Annotated in this window: 15 protein-coding genes; 4 read left to right on the top strand and 11 right to left on the bottom strand. The window is 72.4% G+C overall.

The window, feature by feature from the left end; translation table 11 throughout:
* Positions 1-83 precede the first annotated feature (83 nt).
* The 3 genes from ACFO6V_RS16610 to ACFO6V_RS16620 all read left to right on the top strand — a co-directional run bounded on the left by ACFO6V_RS16610 (position 84) and on the right by ACFO6V_RS16620 (position 2,624).
* Entirely contained in the window at positions 84-674 is a 591-nt protein-coding gene (locus tag ACFO6V_RS16610) for a SigE family RNA polymerase sigma factor (protein ID WP_377137061.1), read from the top strand.
* Complete coding sequence (locus ACFO6V_RS16615; RefSeq protein WP_377137062.1) at positions 671-1,468, top strand: hypothetical protein; 798 nt, start codon at positions 671-673, stop codon at positions 1,466-1,468. The genes ACFO6V_RS16610 and ACFO6V_RS16615 overlap by 4 nt, the downstream gene beginning before the upstream one ends.
* A gap of 121 nt (positions 1,469-1,589) precedes the next feature.
* Positions 1,590-2,624 carry a type IV toxin-antitoxin system AbiEi family antitoxin domain-containing protein gene (locus ACFO6V_RS16620; protein ID WP_377137063.1) on the top strand — a complete coding sequence of 345 codons (1,035 nt, stop codon included), beginning with the start codon at positions 1,590-1,592 and terminating at the stop codon, positions 2,622-2,624.
* Between the two features lie 57 nt (positions 2,625-2,681).
* Here ACFO6V_RS16620 and ACFO6V_RS16625 read toward each other — a convergent pair whose 3' ends face one another.
* Together ACFO6V_RS16625 and ACFO6V_RS16630 are read right to left on the bottom strand one after the other, a co-directional pair.
* Complete coding sequence (locus ACFO6V_RS16625; RefSeq protein WP_377137064.1) at positions 2,682-4,091, bottom strand: MFS transporter; 1,410 nt, start codon at positions 4,089-4,091, stop codon at positions 2,682-2,684.
* Positions 4,092-4,216: 125 nt separating this feature from the next.
* Positions 4,217-4,888, bottom strand: a complete 672-nt coding sequence (locus tag ACFO6V_RS16630) for a winged helix-turn-helix transcriptional regulator (RefSeq protein WP_377137065.1) — start codon at positions 4,886-4,888, stop codon at positions 4,217-4,219.
* A gap of 177 nt (positions 4,889-5,065) precedes the next feature.
* On the opposite strand from ACFO6V_RS16630, the gene ACFO6V_RS16635 reads away from it, so the two are divergent.
* Positions 5,066-5,899: a class I SAM-dependent methyltransferase gene (locus tag ACFO6V_RS16635; protein ID WP_377137066.1), complete on the top strand. Its 834-nt coding sequence runs from the start codon at positions 5,066-5,068 to the stop codon at positions 5,897-5,899.
* Positions 5,900-5,920: 21 nt separating this feature from the next.
* Here the strand turns inward: ACFO6V_RS16635 and ACFO6V_RS16640 are convergent, their stop codons facing one another.
* The 9 genes from ACFO6V_RS16640 to ACFO6V_RS16680 form a co-directional block, all read right to left on the bottom strand.
* Positions 5,921-7,492 carry a molybdopterin-dependent oxidoreductase gene (locus ACFO6V_RS16640; protein ID WP_377137067.1) on the bottom strand — a complete coding sequence of 524 codons (1,572 nt, stop codon included), beginning with the start codon at positions 7,490-7,492 and terminating at the stop codon, positions 5,921-5,923.
* Between the two features lie 277 nt (positions 7,493-7,769).
* Complete coding sequence (locus tag ACFO6V_RS16645) at positions 7,770-8,585, bottom strand: SDR family oxidoreductase (protein WP_377137068.1); 816 nt, start codon at positions 8,583-8,585, stop codon at positions 7,770-7,772.
* A gap of 35 nt (positions 8,586-8,620) precedes the next feature.
* On the bottom strand, positions 8,621-8,872 hold the full coding sequence (locus tag ACFO6V_RS16650; RefSeq protein WP_377137069.1) for a DUF6480 family protein: 252 nt from the start codon (positions 8,870-8,872) through the stop codon (positions 8,621-8,623).
* Between the two features lie 135 nt (positions 8,873-9,007).
* On the bottom strand, positions 9,008-10,312 hold the full coding sequence (locus ACFO6V_RS16655; RefSeq protein WP_377137070.1) for an aminotransferase class III-fold pyridoxal phosphate-dependent enzyme: 1,305 nt from the start codon (positions 10,310-10,312) through the stop codon (positions 9,008-9,010).
* Complete coding sequence (locus tag ACFO6V_RS16660) at positions 10,312-11,442, bottom strand: ABC transporter substrate-binding protein (protein ID WP_377137071.1); 1,131 nt, start codon at positions 11,440-11,442, stop codon at positions 10,312-10,314. Before ACFO6V_RS16660 ends, ACFO6V_RS16655 begins: the two co-directional genes overlap by 1 nt.
* Positions 11,432-12,202, bottom strand: a complete 771-nt coding sequence (locus ACFO6V_RS16665) for an ABC transporter permease (protein ID WP_377137072.1) — start codon at positions 12,200-12,202, stop codon at positions 11,432-11,434. The genes ACFO6V_RS16660 and ACFO6V_RS16665 overlap by 11 nt, the downstream gene beginning before the upstream one ends.
* The gene (locus tag ACFO6V_RS16670; RefSeq protein WP_377137073.1) at positions 12,199-13,008 is read right to left on the bottom strand and encodes an ABC transporter ATP-binding protein; all 810 of its coding nucleotides are present in this window, start codon (positions 13,006-13,008) and stop codon (positions 12,199-12,201) included. Before ACFO6V_RS16670 ends, ACFO6V_RS16665 begins: the two co-directional genes overlap by 4 nt.
* Positions 13,005-13,934 carry an ABC transporter permease gene (locus tag ACFO6V_RS16675; protein ID WP_377137074.1) on the bottom strand — a complete coding sequence of 310 codons (930 nt, stop codon included), beginning with the start codon at positions 13,932-13,934 and terminating at the stop codon, positions 13,005-13,007. Before ACFO6V_RS16675 ends, ACFO6V_RS16670 begins: the two co-directional genes overlap by 4 nt.
* Entirely contained in the window at positions 13,931-14,959 is a 1,029-nt protein-coding gene (locus tag ACFO6V_RS16680) for a TIGR03842 family LLM class F420-dependent oxidoreductase (RefSeq protein WP_377137075.1), read from the bottom strand. The genes ACFO6V_RS16675 and ACFO6V_RS16680 overlap by 4 nt, the downstream gene beginning before the upstream one ends.
* Positions 14,960-14,963: the final 4 nt, after the last annotated feature.

Here is a 14,963-nt window from a genome sequence, read left to right on the forward strand (position 1 = left end):
ACCTCGCCGCACCCCGCCTACGTCCTAGGGACATGAACGCAATCAGCCAAGCGATCGGCCCCCCTGCCGGAACGGCGGCCGGCATGTCCTGGCAGGCTGAGCCCGGGCCGGATCCCGACGGTGTCCCCGCAGCGGCGCCCGAGTTCTCGGTAGTCCGCACCGGGGTGTCGGCGGAGGAGCAGTTCCGACTCTTCGCCGTCGAGAGCACGGCCGCGCTGCACCGCATCGCCTACCTCCTGTGCGGCGACGACCACCGCGCCCACGACCTCACCCAGATCGCGCTCGAGCGGACCTACCGGCACTGGTCCCGGATCAAGGACGGCAACCCGTTCGCCTACGCCCGGCGGGTGCTGGCCACCGCACGGATCGACGGCTGGCGGCGCACGCGCCGCGAGGTCCTGCAGTCGCCCGAGGACGTCGTCGTCGCGCACGAGGCGAGCCGCTCCCCCGCACTCGACAGCGGGAACCAGGTCGCCGAGCGGGAGCGTCTGGTGCGTGCGCTGCGCAGGCTCGGCCCCGGCCAGCGCCGGGTGGTCGTGCTGCGCCATCTGCTCGACCGGTCCGAGGCGGACGTCGCCGAGGAGCTCGGCGTCAGCATCGGAAACGTGAAGTCCCAAGGCGCACGCGGCCTCGCCCGCCTGCGTGAGCTGCTCTCGGAAGGACAGGACGCATGAACGACCAATCCACCACCAAGCCGGTCGACGAGAACTGGGTGGCGCACCTGCGCGACCTCAGCACCGGCGTCGCGCCGCCGACGTCGGCCGATCCGCACGCCATGTCGCGCGTCGCGATCCGCCGCACCCGGACCCGCCGCGCGGTCTTCGCGACAGGCGGCGGCATGCTGACGGTCGCGGCCGTCGCGGGTGCGGCCTTCGCCCTCGGCGGTCCGACGGCGCCGGGCGTGCTCCTGCCGGGAGGTTCGCCGGCGTCGTCGGCGCAGACGTCGATGTCGGCGGAGGAGCAGCGGGCGAGGGAGGTGGAGCTGGCAGCCCGGGAAGCACTGGAGCAGGCGAGGAACGTGCCCGATGGATGGCACGAGCACGAGCTGGAGGGCCTCACCTACGCCCTGCCTCCCGAGATCGTCACCAGCGGCCCGGTCCAGGACGAGCCCGGCGAGACCTCCGACATGTGGCACAGCAGCGAGGACCCGGACGCCCCGCCGTTCCTCCGGATCGCCCATGTCACTCCCGACTACGAGTTCTACGACACGAAGGCCGCCGGCCTGACCCAGACGCCCGGACCCGATGCCACGTCGTTCGACCTGCCCGGCGCGAGTGTCGCGACCGTCGATGACAGCGCGGCGCTGAGCGAGAGCGCGGGATTCCCGGAGGCAGACCCCGACCGCGGCCTGGTCAAGATCCTCGTCCACCGCGAGGACGGGCCCGACCGGTACACCATCACGATGAACCTGCCGAAGGCGGACCCTGCGTTCGTCGATGAATTCCTGGCCACGCTCACCCTGAGCTGATCCGGCCGCCCGGCGGTCGCCACGCGAACGTTTGACCACAGCAGTTGCTGCCAGACCGGGCCACGTTCTGGCAGCAACTGCTGTGGTCGACTCGGGCGTTCGATGGCAGACCAGAGCGCCTGTGGATATCAACCACTATGAAATGGTTGCATCAGGTGTAATTGAGGCCATGCCTCGACAGAAGCCGGTTCCGCAGCAGCTGCTGAGTCTCGCGCGCAGGCAGGGCGGGCTGGTCTCTGCCGCGCAGTGCGAGGCGGTCGGTGTCAGACCGTCGCAGCGGCGCAACCTGGTCGCCCGCGGACCGTGGCGGCGAGTGGCTCGTGGCGTCTTCGACACGGGTGACGTACCCGCCAGATTCCACCCTTACGACGTTGACCGCCTACGGTCCGCCTGGTCCGCCCTCCTGGTCAACCGGCGCGCCATCGCCGTCGGTGCGTGCGCCTTGGTGCTGCATGGGGTCGAAGGGCTGCCGCGCAAGCTCGTCCCGGAAGCCGCCCTACCGCGCGGCGCGGCAGGTAGATGTCCGGACGGCTTCGTGGTGCGGCAGTACGGGCCCACGCCCGAGACTGTCGAGATCCAGGGCCGCGAGGTGGTCGAGGTGGAGCAGGCACTGGTCCAGGCGTTGCCCATGCTGACGCGGGACGAGGCGGTCGCATGCCTCGACAGCGCCCTGAACAAAGGGCTGATCCGGACGGAGCAGCTCGCGACGATCACCCGGCGGCTGCGGCGGCGGCGGGGATCGGCGAAGGTGATCACCTACATTCCACTCGTGGACGGGCGGGCGGAGTCGCCACCGGAGAGCCACGCCCGTCTGCGGCTGCGCGACGCCGACATCGCCCCCGACGATCTGCAGCGGGAGTTCTTCGACGCCACGGGACGCTTTCTCGGCCGGGCCGACATGGTCTGGTATCTCGGCGGCGATCGATGGCTGATCGTCGAGATCGACTCGCACGAGTTCCACGGCTACGAGCGACAGGTGCGGCATGACGCGACCCGGCAGAACCGGCTGCTCGCCGAGGGACAGAACATCATCCTGCGGTACTTCCCAACGGACCTGGACGACCACTTCGCCGAAGATGTCGCCAAGGTCCTTGAGCGGGAAGCCTGGAATCCGGGTCGGAAGCTGCCTCTGCGCCATCCGACCCGGGAGAATTGACCAGAGCAGTTGCTGCCAGGCCCGGCGAATCTTGGCAGCAACTGCTGTGGTCAACGACTAGACGGCGGTGGCCGGGGACGCAGCCGACTCGGCGTCCGACGTCGGGTCGCCCGGGGCCTCCTGGTAGCGGCGGCTCAGCAGCCGGTAGTACTTGCTCGACAGGGCGTAGCCCGTCAGCACCAGGCCGAGCACGGCGATCAGGACGAACACCAGCGCGATCCCGCGCGCGTCGCCCGTGCCGAACCAGTCGCCGATCCAGCGGGCGCCCGTGCCGCCCTCGCGCATGAACGGGATGAAGAAGAACTGGGTGAGGGGGCTGATCAGGAACGCCGTCAGCGGCGAGGCCGCCTGCTCCAGCGACTGCGCGAAACCGAACACCCGGCCCTGGCGCTCGTACGGGACCACCTTCTGCAGAACCGTCTGCTCGGAGGCCTCGACGTACGGCATCGCGATCATGTACGCGGCCAGCCCCGCGACGAGCCAGACCACCGAGGCCTGCATCGGGAAGACCACCGTGACGGCCCACAGCCCCAGGTTGACGAGCAGGATGGTGCGTACCGGGTTGGACCCGAGGCCGGTGCGGGCGATGAGCAGACCCGACACGATCATCAGCGCGCTGAGCCCGCCCCAGACGAAGCCCCACGCCTGCACCGACATCATCGACAGGCCGTACGCGTCCATGAGCGCCATGAACCCGCCGCCCAGCACGTTGTTCAGCGCGGTGAAGGCGATGAGCGCCCACATGCCGGGGATGCGTCCGACGACCTTCATGGTGCCCCTGAGGTCGACCTTCCGCGGCTCCCCCTCCGCCGCCGCGTGCGACAGCACCTCCGGGACCTTGACGAAGTGCAGGTGCACCAGCGCCACGGCAAGGACCCCGATCGCCAGGATCAGGCAGGTCCGCATGCCGTCGAACGCGACGAGGAGTCCGCTGATCACCGACGTCACCAGGAACGAGACGCCAGTGACCGTCCCCACCAGGCCGTTGGCACGGTCGCGGAGGGTCTCGTCGAAGAGGGTGGTGACGACCGTCGGGAGCGCGATCGAGCGGAGGTTGCCGGCGATCACGCCGCACATGAGCAGCACGATGAGCACCCACAGCCGCACGCTGCCCGGGTCCGTCCACTCCTCGGCCGGGGTGACGAGGTAGATGACCAGGCACGTCACGTAGAAGGTGATGGAGACCAGGGCGGACGCCTGCATCACTGTCTTCTTGCGGTGGTGGTCCACGAGGCTGCCGAACCACACCCCCGTGCTGACCATCGCGACGAGGAACAGGCCGGCGATCACGCCGGTGGCGAAGACCGAGCGGGTCTGCAGGAACACGAAGAAGGTGATGGCGAACCACACCGTGAAGTTGATGACGCCCGCGAGCAGCACGTTCACCAGCAGCTGGGCGAACGTCCGGACGGTCGGGTCGGACAGGTGGAGACGCGGGGCGTCGGCGACGGGCGGATCGGTGCTCATGGGAGTACTCCAGTACCTGAACAATGGTTGAGGTCAAGCCTTGGCCCGCACCTCAGCGTTCATCATGTCGACGACGGACACGACCAAAACTCATCGACGGCGGCACCGTCCACTACGGCCGGTCGCTACGGCCGCGGTACCGCCGCGAGCGCCGACTGCCCCAGCCACGCCGGCAGCTCCCGGCGCGCCTCGGCGGTCCCGTCCAGGCTCACCACCTCGCCGCGCAGCGCCACCTGCCACGACAGGTCGCCCCGCCAGACCCGGACCAGCGTGCGCAGCGCGGCCGACACGGTCACCGTCGCCTCGAACCCGGGGTCGTAGTCGCAGACGTCGACCTCGCCGTCGCGGACCACGAGCCACCAGTGCGCGACGGGCGCGGGGACGCCGTCGAGCCGGAACGCGACCACTGTGCGCTCGCGCGGCCAGGCGTCGACGGGCACCGTGCGCCGCATGTCCCACATGAGGAGGTGGGGGTCCAGGTCGGCCTCACCGAGCCCGCCGACCCAGCGCGCGCCCCAGATGCCCAGGCCCTCCACGAGCGGCCGGAGCTCCTCGCCCGCGGGCGTGAGCCGGTAGCCGGGATGGCCCTCGGCCTCGTAGCGCCGCACCACGCCGGCCCGCTCCAGCGAGCGCAGACGCTTGGCGAGCAGCGCGGGGGACATCTTCGGGACGCCGCGCCGCAGCTCGTTGAACCGGGTGCTGCCCGCGAGCAGCTCGCGGACCACCAGGAGCGTCCACCGCTCGTCGAGCACCTCCATGGCCTTGGCCACAGGGCAGAACTGGCCGTACGTCGTCATGCAGCCTCCTCGCCGAGTCCCCGCCCGTCCAGTCAACGCCCGGCCTGGACGGCGCACCAGTACAGAACGAGAACCTCACCCGGTACAGACACAGCACTGGATGGTCGGTGTCTCCCGGGCGGACAGTGGGACTCCCAGATCCTCCGGGCCCAGAACCTCACGACAAGGAGCAGTCCCATGACCGACACCGTCGTCGTCCCGCCAGACGTCCTCACCGCCGTCCGCACCAAGCATCGCGCCCTGTGGGCGGCCGGCAACTACCCCGTGCTCGCCGCGGAGGTGATCCCCGCCCTCGGGCCCGTCCTGGTCGAGGCCGCCGGCGTGGGGCCGGGCGACCACGTGCTCGACGTCGCGGCGGGATCCGGCAATGCCGCCATCCCCGCCGCACTCGCCGGCGCGCACGTCATCGCGTCGGACCTCACGCCCGAGCTGTTCGACGCCGGCCGGGCCGCCGCCGCTACGAGCGGCGCCGAGCTCACGTGGGCGGAGGCCGACGCCCACTCCCTCCCGTTCGACGACGCGGCGTTCGACCGCGTGCTGTCCTGCGTCGGGGTCATGTTCGCCCCGTTCCACGGGACGGCGGCCGACGAGCTGCTCCGGGTCACCCGCCCCGGCGGGACGATCGGTCTCATCGCGTGGACGCCCGCCGGGTTCATCGGCCAGATGTTCGCGACGATGAAGCCGTACGCGCCGCCCCCGCCGCCCGGCGCCGAGCCGCCGCCGCTCTGGGGCGACGAGGCGCACGTGCGCGCCCTGTTCGGCGACGGCGTCACGGACCTGCACGCCGAGGTGCGCACGCTGCCCGTCGCCCGGTTCTCGTCCGGCGCGGAGTTCCGCGACTTCTTCAAGGCCGTGTACGGACCCACCATCGCGGTCTACCGCGCCGTTGCCGACTCCGCCGAGCGCACCGCCGCCCTCGACCAGGAGCTCCTGGACCTGGCCGCCCGGTTCCAGGACGCGGACGGCGCCATGGGCTGGGACTACCTGCTCCTGACGGCGACGCGAGCCTGAGGGTCAGCCCAGAGCCTGAGGTCAGCCCACCGACACGTCTACCGTGTGCCAGCCGGTGGCTCCGTCGGGGGCGGGCGGGGCCTCGGCGTCGGTCTGGACCAGTCCGTCGCTGTCCGTGGCCCGCACCGCGAGCGTGTGGTCGCCGGCGTCGAGGTCGATGGACGCCCGCCACTGCCGCCACGTGTCCGTGCCGACGGTCTCGGCGAGCTCTGCGGTGACCCAGTCGCCGTCGTCGGCCCGGACCTCGACCTTGCCGATGCCCGTGTGCTGGGCCCAGGCGACGCCGGCGACCGTCACCGCACCGGCCGCCACCGACCCGCGGGGCACGTCGATGCGCGACTGCACCTTGATGGGTCCCAGCGCCGACCAGCCGCGCGGGGTCCAGTAGCCCTGGTCGGCGGCGAACGTCGTGACCTTGAGCGACGTCACCCACTTGGTGGCGGACACGTAGCCGTACAGGCCCGGCACCACGAGCCGCGCGGGGAAGCCGTGGTCGACGGGCAGCGGCTCGCCGTTCATGCCGACCGCGAGCAAGCTGGCGCGGTCCGGGTCCTGGAGCACCTCCAGCGGCGTACCCGCGGTGAACCCGTCGTCGCTGCGCGAGAGCACCATGTCGGCACCGGCCTGCGGCTTGGCACGCTCCAGCAGGGCGCGGATCGGGTAGCCGAGCCACAGGGCGTTGCCGATCAGGTCGCCGCCCACGGGGTTGCTCACGCAGGCGAGCGTCGCGTGGTGCTCCTCGAGCGGCAGGGCGAGGAGCTCGTCCCAGGTGATGGTGAAGGGCTCGTCGACCATGCCCTCCACCCTGAGCGACCACTCGGCCGGGTCGAGCTGCGGCACCCGCAGCGCGGTGTCGATGCGGTAGAAGTCGGTGTTCGGCGTGACGTACGGTGCCAGGCCGTCGAGCTCGAGATCGGCGCCCGCGGGCACCGGGGGTGCCGTCTCGGCAGCGGACGGCAGGCGGATCTTGTCGCGGACGGCGCTCACCACCGCCGAGCCCGCCGACACGACGCGGGCGCCCGCCAGCGCCAGCACCGCCATGCCCGCGGCGATCCCGGTGACGGCGAGGAAGCCGCGCCGGTCCAGGGCGGTGCCGGCCTCGGTCCGCAGGTCGTCCGCCGGGCGCAGGCGGGCGATCGCCGACCGCAGCAGGAGCACCGCGGCGCCGATCCCGACGACGCTGGGTAGCGCCCACATCGGCGTCGCGTCCGGGCGCAGCACCGCGACCGTCGCCCCGGCCACTCCGACCGCACCGATCAGCAGCGCGCCCGTCGGCGGACGGCGCAGCTCCAGCCGGCCCGCGAGTGCTGCCCCGAGAGCGAGCACCACGCCCATCGTCCCGAGCAGGACCGCCTTGTCGTTGGTGCCGAACGCCTGCACCGCGAAGTCCTTGAGCCAGCCGGGCACGGCGTCGATCACCGCGGCGCCGCCCGCGAACAGCGTGCTTGCGCCGGGGGCGACGAGGGCGGCGACGAACTCCGCGACGGCCAGCCCCGCGGCACCGGCGACGACGCCGGCGAGGGCGGCCCAGCCTGCGTCGTGCGGGGAGCGGTCGGCCCTCGGGGTCGCGGGGCTCTCGGTTGCCTGGGTCATACGCTCAGCGTGGCACGCGGACCGGGCTCCGTCGGCGGCGGCGCCCGGATCGTCACGACTCCGTAAGACCCTGGGGGCCGTAGCGCTCTGGCGCCCGAGTTCGACCCGTTGCACACGCCCGGACGTGACTTCGGTCCCTTGCCTCGAGATCGGTCAGTTGAACTACCGATCTCGAGGCAAGGGACCGAAGTCGCTGGAGCCGGTCAGCAACCGACCGAGCTCGAGGCCGGGGCGAGGCCTCGACAAGCTCTGCCAGCGGGGCGGCGCTCCCCGGCGGTCAGATCCCGGTGCCGCGCACGATCTTCGAGTTGTGCGCCTGGGCGCGCGGCCGGATGGTCACCAGGTCGATGTTGACGCGGTCCGGGCGGGACACGGCCCAGGCGATGGTGTCCGCGATGTCGTCGGCCACCAGGGGCGTGTAGCCGTCGTAGACGGCGGCGGCCTTCTCGGCGTCGCCGCCGAACCGGACCAGCGAGAACTCCTCGGTCGCCACGGCGCCCGGGGCGATCTCGATGACGCGCACGGGCTCGCCGGCGATCTCCCAGCGCAACGTCTGGGACAGCATGTGCTCGGCGTGCTTGGCGCCCGTGTAGCCCGCGCCGCCCTCGTAGGCGCCCTGGGCCGCGGTCGAGGTCACGTTCACGACGTCGGCGAGGCCCTTGGTCGCGCCCGCCTTGCGCAGCAGGGGCAGCACGGCCTGGGTGACGCGCAGCGTGCCGAGCACGTTGATCTCGTACATCCGGCGCCAGTCGTCGACGTCGGCGTTCTCCACGCGATCCAGGCCGAACGCGCCGCCCGCGTTGTTCACGACAGCGTCGAGCCCGCCGGTCGCGGTGAGGTGGGCCGCGAGGGCGGTCACGGCGTCGTCGTCGGTCAGGTCGACGGCGTAGACCTCGCAGCCGGTCTCGGTGGCGAGCGCCTCCAGCCGGTCGGCGCGACGTGCGGCGGCCACGACGTCCCAGCCGTCGGCGCGCAGGCGGCGCACGGTGGCCGCACCGATGCCGGACGACGCCCCGGTCACCAGGGCGCGGCGGTTCGGCGTGGTCTCGGGACGGGTCTCGGGACGGGTCTCGGGGGCGGTGCTGTCGCTCATGGCCGCACTGTAATGCTTTCTGCTCAGCGCATACCTCAGCGCATCAGACCTGCCGCGTAGCCGCCGAAGAGCGCGGCGACGAGTCCCGCCACGACCAGGATCGCGACGATCCACGCCCACGGCACCCAGCGCGGCGGACCGTGCTCCTCATGGCCCTGCGGCGCGCTCACCTGGCTCGACTCGGGCGGCGTCTCGCCCGGCTGGAGGTTGCCGCTCAGCGGCATGGTGCGGCCGTCCGGCTCGGGGTCCGGGTTGTGCGCCGCCGGGTTCTCCGCATCCTTCGTCATGGTGGGTCTCCCTACCGTCGGGGTCCCTTCACCGTCACGCTTCCATCTCCCGCGAAGTAGAGCGCCTGTCCGGACACAAGCTCTACTTCGCCGACTGGGGAACGCCGAGGTAGAGCGTGTGTCCGGACAGGCGCTCTACTTCGCGTCCGCGAGCACGCCGCCGAGCACGGCGAGGCCCTCGCGCGCCTCGTCCGGGGTGATGACGCAGGGCGGGACCACGTGCACCCGGTTGTCGGCGACGAAGGGCAGGACGCCGCCGGCGATCAGGTTCTTCTTGATCGCCGCCATGGCGGGCGCGCCGAGCGGTTCCTTGGTCGCGGGGTCCGCGACCAGCTCGACCGCCCAGAAGACGCCGAGGCCGCGCACCTCCCCGACCAGCGGGTTGGCCTCGGCGATCGCGGCGAGGCCCGGGCCCAGCACGTCGGCCCCGATGCGGGCGGCGTTCTCGACGATGCTCTCGTCCGCCATGGTGTCGAGCGTGGCGACGATCGCCGCCATGGCAAGGGGATGCCCCGAGTAGGTGAGGCCTCCGGGGAACGCCCGCTCCTGGAAGGTCGCCGCGACCTCGGGCGACACGATCACCCCGCCCGCCGGCACGTACCCCGAGTTCACGCCCTTGGCGAAGACGATCAGGTCGGGGCGGACATCGTGCTGGTCCAGGGCAAGCCATGAGCCCGTGCGGCCGAACCCCGCCATGACCTCGTCCAGGATCAGCACGATCCCGTACCGGTCGGCGATCCGCCGCACGCCCGCCAGGTAGCCGGGCGGCGGCACGAGGATGCCTGCCGTCCCGGGGACGGTCTCCAGCAGGAGCGCCGCGACGGTGTCGGGGACCTCCGCCTGGATCACCCGCTCCAGGTGGTGCAGCGCCCGCTCGCCCTCTTCTTCCGTGGACGACGCCCAGAACTCCGACCGGTACAGGTAGGGCCCGAAGGCGTGCACGTGCCCGGTCGCGTACTCGTTCGGCACCCGCCGCCGGTCCCCCGTCGCGACGATCGCAGCGCCCGTGTTGCCGTGGTACGACCGGTAGAGCGACACCACCTTGCTCCGGCCCGTGTGGACCCGGGCCATGCGGATCGCGTTCTCGATGGCGTCCGCCCCGCCGTTGGTGAAGAACACCTTGCCGCCCGGACCGAACGGCGCGCGGGCGAGCACCCGCTCTGCCGCCTCGCCGCGCACCCGCACCGCGAGCGCCGGCGACGCCGTCACCAGCTCGCCCGCCTGGCGCGCTATCGCCTCGACCACGCGCGGGTGCTGGTGCCCGATGTTGGTGTTCACCAGCATCGACGACATGTCGAGCCACTCGTCGCCCGCGTGGTTCCACACGCGGGAACCGGAGCCGCCGGCGATCACCACCGAGGGTGTCGCGGAGGTGGGCGACCAGGACTGCATCAGGAGGTCGCGGGCCCCGGCGATCGCGCGGACGTCGTCGTCGGCCATCAGCTGCCGCCCTCGGTGAGCTGCACGTCGAGTGCCTCGAACTCCTCACCCTGGGTATCCACGCCCTCCTCCGCGAGCTCGGCGAGGGCCTGTTCCACGTACTCGTTGGTGTAGGCGGTCTCGGGCGGCTCGGCGGAGATCACCGTCGCGCCGGTCTCGTTCCGCGTGCCCATGGCGATCTCGACGGTCTGGTCCCACTGGTCGGCGTTGATCGTGCCGATGCCGCTGGTGGACGGCCAGATCAGCTTGTTGACCTCGTTGGTCTGCCAGAGCTGGTGCGAGGCGCCGAGCGTCGAGCCCGCCGCGGTGACGATCGCGGCGGCCTCCTCGGGGTTGTCGCGGACGTACGCCCAGCCCCTCAGCGACGCCTTCACGAATCCGACGGTCGTCTCCGCGTACACCTCGTCGTCGGCGAGGCGGCCGGCGTCGGCCCAGATCGCGTCCTGGAGCATCGCCGTGCCGTGGTCGTTCCAGTCGATGACCTCGAGGTCCTCGGGCTGGTACAGCTCGCCCGTCTCCGGGTTCACGGTCTCCAGGATCTGGGCGTACTCGTTGTACGTCATGGCCTGGGCCGCGTCGATGTCGCCGGCGAGGAACCCGTTCATGTCGAACGCCTGCTGCACCAGCTCGATGTCGTCGGGGGTCTGGATCCCGGCGTCCTGCATGCCTGCGAACAGCTCCCACTCGTTGCCGTACCCCCAGGAGCCGACCTTCTTGCCCGCGAGGTCGGCGGGCTCGGTGATCCCGGCGTCCTTGAACGCGACCTGCAGCGTGCCGGAGCGCTCGAACACCTGCGCCACGTTCGTCACCGCGGTGCCCTGCTCGATGGAACCGAGCACCTTCGGCACCCAGGAGATCGCGTAGTCGGCGTCGCCCGCGGCGAGCACGTCGATCGGCACGGTGTCGGTGCCGGCCTCCTGGATGGTGACGTCCAGGCCCTCGTCCGCGTAGTACCCCTGGTCGACGGCGGCGTAGTACCCGGCGAACTGCGCCTGCGCGACCCACTGGAGCTGCAGGACGACGGGCGTGGCGGCGCCGGGCTCCGGCTCGCCGGCTGCTGGTGCGCAGCCGGCCAGCGCGACGGCCGTGGCCAGGCCCAGTGCCGCGCGCAGCACATTCTTACCGTGCATGGTTGTTCCTCTCGATCACAGCGGTGACGGCATAGAAGACGAGCCCCGTGGCGACGGCGCCCAGCACGTACGCCCAGGCCAGGGCGTAGCGGCTGGAGGAGACGGCCGAGGTGATGGCCTTGCCGAGGCCGTCGACGGGCCCGCCGAAGTACTCGGCGACCAGGGCGGAGATGACGGCGAGCGACGACGCGACCCGCAGCCCCGTGTAGAAGAAGGGCAGCGCGCCCGGCAGGGTCACGTGCCGCGTGGCCTCCCAGGGCGTCGCGGCGTACGAGCGCATCAGGTCCCGGTGCACGGGCTCGACGGTGCGCAGCCCGCGCAGTGTGTTGAGGTACACCGGCACGAACACGGCGATCGCCGCGACGACGACCCGCGTGGTCTGGGCGTCGGTGCCGAACATCGTGTAGAAGACGGGCGCCAGGCACACGATCGGCACGACGGCGGTGGCCGTGACCAGCGGGGTCGCCGCGTCGGCGACAGGACGCCACGCCGCCGAGATCCCCGCGCCGGCCAGGGCGAGGAGCGTCCCGAGCACGAGGCCGAGCAGCGCGTTGGTCGCCGTGGCCAGGGCCGCGTCCGTGACGACGCCGAGGTTGGCGCCGAGCTCGGCCGCGATGTCCGACGGCGCGGGGACCACGAACGGCTCGATGCCGAACCCGGTCACCACCGCCTGCCAGAGCGCCACGGCTGCGACGCCGACAACGACGGGCGCGCCCAGCCCCAGCCAGTCGCCCCGGACCCGGGCCCGAACCCCGGTCACGACGGCACCCGGTCGGAGGCGGCCTCGCCGGAGTGCAGCGCCTCGCGCACTGCCGAGACCCGCTCGAAGTACACCGGGTCCTCGCGCAGCTGGATGCCGCGCGCCGCCCGGTCGGCCGGGCCGCCGAGCGGGACGTCGAGGGTCGCCACCACGCGGCCGGGGCGGGGCGACATGACCACCACGCGGTCCGACAGGTACACGGCCTCCGCGATCGAGTGCGTCACGAAGACGACCGCAGCGCCGGTCGTGGCCCGGACCCGCAGCAGCTCGTCCTGCAGCCGCTCGCGCGTCATCTCGTCGAGCGCGCCGAACGGCTCGTCCATCAGCAGCAGCCGCGGGCTGCGGGCCAGCGCCCGCGCGATCGCGACCCGCTGCTGCATCCCGCCCGAGAGCTGGTGCGGCCGGTGGTCGGCGAAGTCCGCGAGCCCGACGAGCGCGAGCAGCTCCGTGGCCCGGGCCACCCGCTGAGCCCGGTCCGCCCGGTCCCCGCGGGCACCGCGCAGCTGCATCGGCAGCTCCACGTTGGCCCGCACCGAGCGCCACGGCAGCAGCCCGGCCTGCTGGAACGCGATCCCGTAGTCCTGGTCCTTGCGCGCCCGCTCCGCCGTCTTGCCGAACACAGACACGCTGCCCGACGTCGGGGCGTCCAGGTCGGCGATCAGCCGGAGCAGGGTGGACTTGCCGCAGCCGGACGGCCCGATCAGCGACACCAGCTCGCCCTCGCCGACCGTGAGGTCGACGTCGGCCAGGGCCACCGTGCCGCCGTCGAACACCCGGCGCGCGCCGGACACCACCACTGCCGTCATGCCGTCTCCTCCACGCGGTACCGGCGCAGGCCCAGGGCGACCAGCGCCACCAGGCCCGTCGCCGCGAGTCCTACGAGCACGGCGCCCCCGATGGGCGACCACTGCTTGGCCGGGTCCGCGCTCGCGGAGGCGCCGAACTCGACGATCATCCGGCCGAGCCCGCCGCGCAGACCCGTGGACACCTCCGCCACGACCGTCCCGACCACCGCGTTCGCGGCGGCCAGGCGCAGCGCGGGCAGCAGGTACGGGACGGACGACGGCGCCCGCAGCCGCCAGAACGTCGTCCACCAGCCGACGCCGTAGGCGCGGAACAGGTCGAGCCGCACACCGTCGGCGGCGGCGTCCGGGGAGGTGAACCCGCGCAGCGCCCCGACCGAGACCGGGAAGAACGCCAGGTACGACGCGATCACGGCCACCGACATCCAGTCCTGCCAGTCGAAGGTGCCCACCTCCAGCTGTGCGCCCCAGCGCTTGACCAGCGGCGCGATGGCGATCAGCGGCACCGTCTGGCTCAGCACCACCCAGGGCAGCAGCCCCGCGCGCGCCGGTACGAACCGCGCCATGAGCACCGCCACGAGCAGGCCGAACACCACCCCGGCCGCCCAGCCCACGGCCGAGACGCCCAGCGTGAACCCGGCGCCCTGCAGCGTCGCGAGCCACAGCGGCGGCGAATCGGGGGCGGAGGTCAGCGGCTCGGCCGCGCGGGCGAACATGTCCCACAGGTGCGGCATCGCGACGTCGGTGGTGCGGGGCAGCACGCGGACCTCGCCGAGCACCCAGCCGTCGTCGGGCAGCAGGGCCTTGTACGCCTCCCAGGCGGCGGCGAGGGCGAGGACGCCTGCGGTGCCGGCGAGGAGTCCGGACCTGCGGGGTCTGGACAGGCTCGACCAACGACGCGCGCTCGACCAGCGGGAGGGGCGGCTCATCCGGCGGTTCCGGCGCGGCCCTGGAGCGCCGGGATGATCGTCTCGCCGTACGCCCGCAGCGTCTCCTCCTGGGAGTCGTGCTGCAGGTAGACGGCGAACTGGTCGCAGCCGAGGGCCTCGAGCTCCTTGAGCCGGGCGATGTGCTCGTCCGGGGTGCCGACCAGGCAGAACCGGTCCACGACGTCGTCGGGCACGAACTCGGCGTGGCTGTTGCCCGCCCGGCCGTGCTCGGCGTAGTCGTACCCCTTGCGGCCCTCGATGTAGTCGGTGAGGGCGGCGGGGATCCGTGCCCCGCCGCTCGGCCCCGCCCCGTACCGCGCCACGATCTCCGCGACATGGTTGCCGACCATGCCGCCGAACCAGCGCACCTGGTCGCGCATGTGCGCCCGGTCCTCGCCCACGTAGGCCGGCGCGGCCACGCAGAACTTGATCGCCCCCGGGTCCCGGCCCGCGGCCTCAGCCGCCTCCCGGACGGCGCCGATCATCCACGCGGCGATGTCGGGGTCGGCGAGCTGCAGGATGTACCCGTCGCCCACCTCGCCCGTCAGCGCCAGCGCCCGGGGCCCGTACGCCGCGACCCACACGTCCAGCTCGGAGCCCTTCGACCAGGCGAACCGCACGGGGCTGCCGCCCACGTCGGCCTCGCGCGAGTTGCCGAGGTCCTTGATCACGGTGACCGACTCCCGCAGGGTCGCCAGGCTGGCCGGTCGCCCGTGCAGCGTGCGCACGGCGGAGTCGCCGCGGCCGATGCCGCAGATCGTCCGGTTGCCGTACGTGTCGTTGAGCGTCGCGAACATGGAGGCCAGCACCGTCGAGTCGCGCGTCGCCGGGTTGGTCACCATCGGGCCGACGATCACCCGCTCGGTGGCCGCCAGGATCGCCGGGTAGATCACGAACGGCTCCTGCCACAGCAGGTGCGAGTCGAACGTCCACACGTAGTCGAAGCCCTGGTCCTCGGCCTGGCGGGCGAGGTCCACCACGCGCGTGGCGGGCGGGTCGTTCTGCAGCACTATCCCGAAGTCCATGTCT

The sequence above is a fragment of the Promicromonospora alba genome, assembly GCF_042654905.1.
Classification (GTDB): Bacteria; Actinomycetota; Actinomycetes; order Actinomycetales; family Cellulomonadaceae; genus Promicromonospora; species Promicromonospora alba.

What these genes read in the sequence shown, in the direction of transcription:
- ACFO6V_RS16650 (WP_377137069.1), bottom strand. Translation starts at nt 8,872, where the DNA reads ATGACGAAGGATGCGGAGAACCCGGCGGCGCACAACCCGGACCCCGAG.
- ACFO6V_RS16645 (WP_377137068.1), bottom strand. Translation starts at nt 8,585, where the DNA reads ATGAGCGACAGCACCGCCCCCGAGACCCGTCCCGAGACCCGTCCCGAG.
- ACFO6V_RS16680 (WP_377137075.1), bottom strand. Translation starts at nt 14,959, where the DNA reads ATGGACTTCGGGATAGTGCTGCAGAACGACCCGCCCGCCACGCGCGTG.
- ACFO6V_RS16635 (WP_377137066.1), top strand. Translation starts at nt 5,066, where the DNA reads ATGACCGACACCGTCGTCGTCCCGCCAGACGTCCTCACCGCCGTCCGC.
- ACFO6V_RS16640 (WP_377137067.1), bottom strand. Translation starts at nt 7,492, where the DNA reads ATGACCCAGGCAACCGAGAGCCCCGCGACCCCGAGGGCCGACCGCTCC.
- ACFO6V_RS16610 (WP_377137061.1), top strand. Translation starts at nt 84, where the DNA reads ATGTCCTGGCAGGCTGAGCCCGGGCCGGATCCCGACGGTGTCCCCGCA.
- ACFO6V_RS16670 (WP_377137073.1), bottom strand. Translation starts at nt 13,008, where the DNA reads ATGACGGCAGTGGTGGTGTCCGGCGCGCGCCGGGTGTTCGACGGCGGC.
- ACFO6V_RS16615 (WP_377137062.1), top strand. Translation starts at nt 671, where the DNA reads ATGAACGACCAATCCACCACCAAGCCGGTCGACGAGAACTGGGTGGCG.
- ACFO6V_RS16675 (WP_377137074.1), bottom strand. Translation starts at nt 13,934, where the DNA reads ATGAGCCGCCCCTCCCGCTGGTCGAGCGCGCGTCGTTGGTCGAGCCTG.
- ACFO6V_RS16630 (WP_377137065.1), bottom strand. Translation starts at nt 4,888, where the DNA reads ATGACGACGTACGGCCAGTTCTGCCCTGTGGCCAAGGCCATGGAGGTG.
- ACFO6V_RS16660 (WP_377137071.1), bottom strand. Translation starts at nt 11,442, where the DNA reads ATGCACGGTAAGAATGTGCTGCGCGCGGCACTGGGCCTGGCCACGGCC.
- ACFO6V_RS16625 (WP_377137064.1), bottom strand. Translation starts at nt 4,091, where the DNA reads ATGAGCACCGATCCGCCCGTCGCCGACGCCCCGCGTCTCCACCTGTCC.
- ACFO6V_RS16655 (WP_377137070.1), bottom strand. Translation starts at nt 10,312, where the DNA reads ATGGCCGACGACGACGTCCGCGCGATCGCCGGGGCCCGCGACCTCCTG.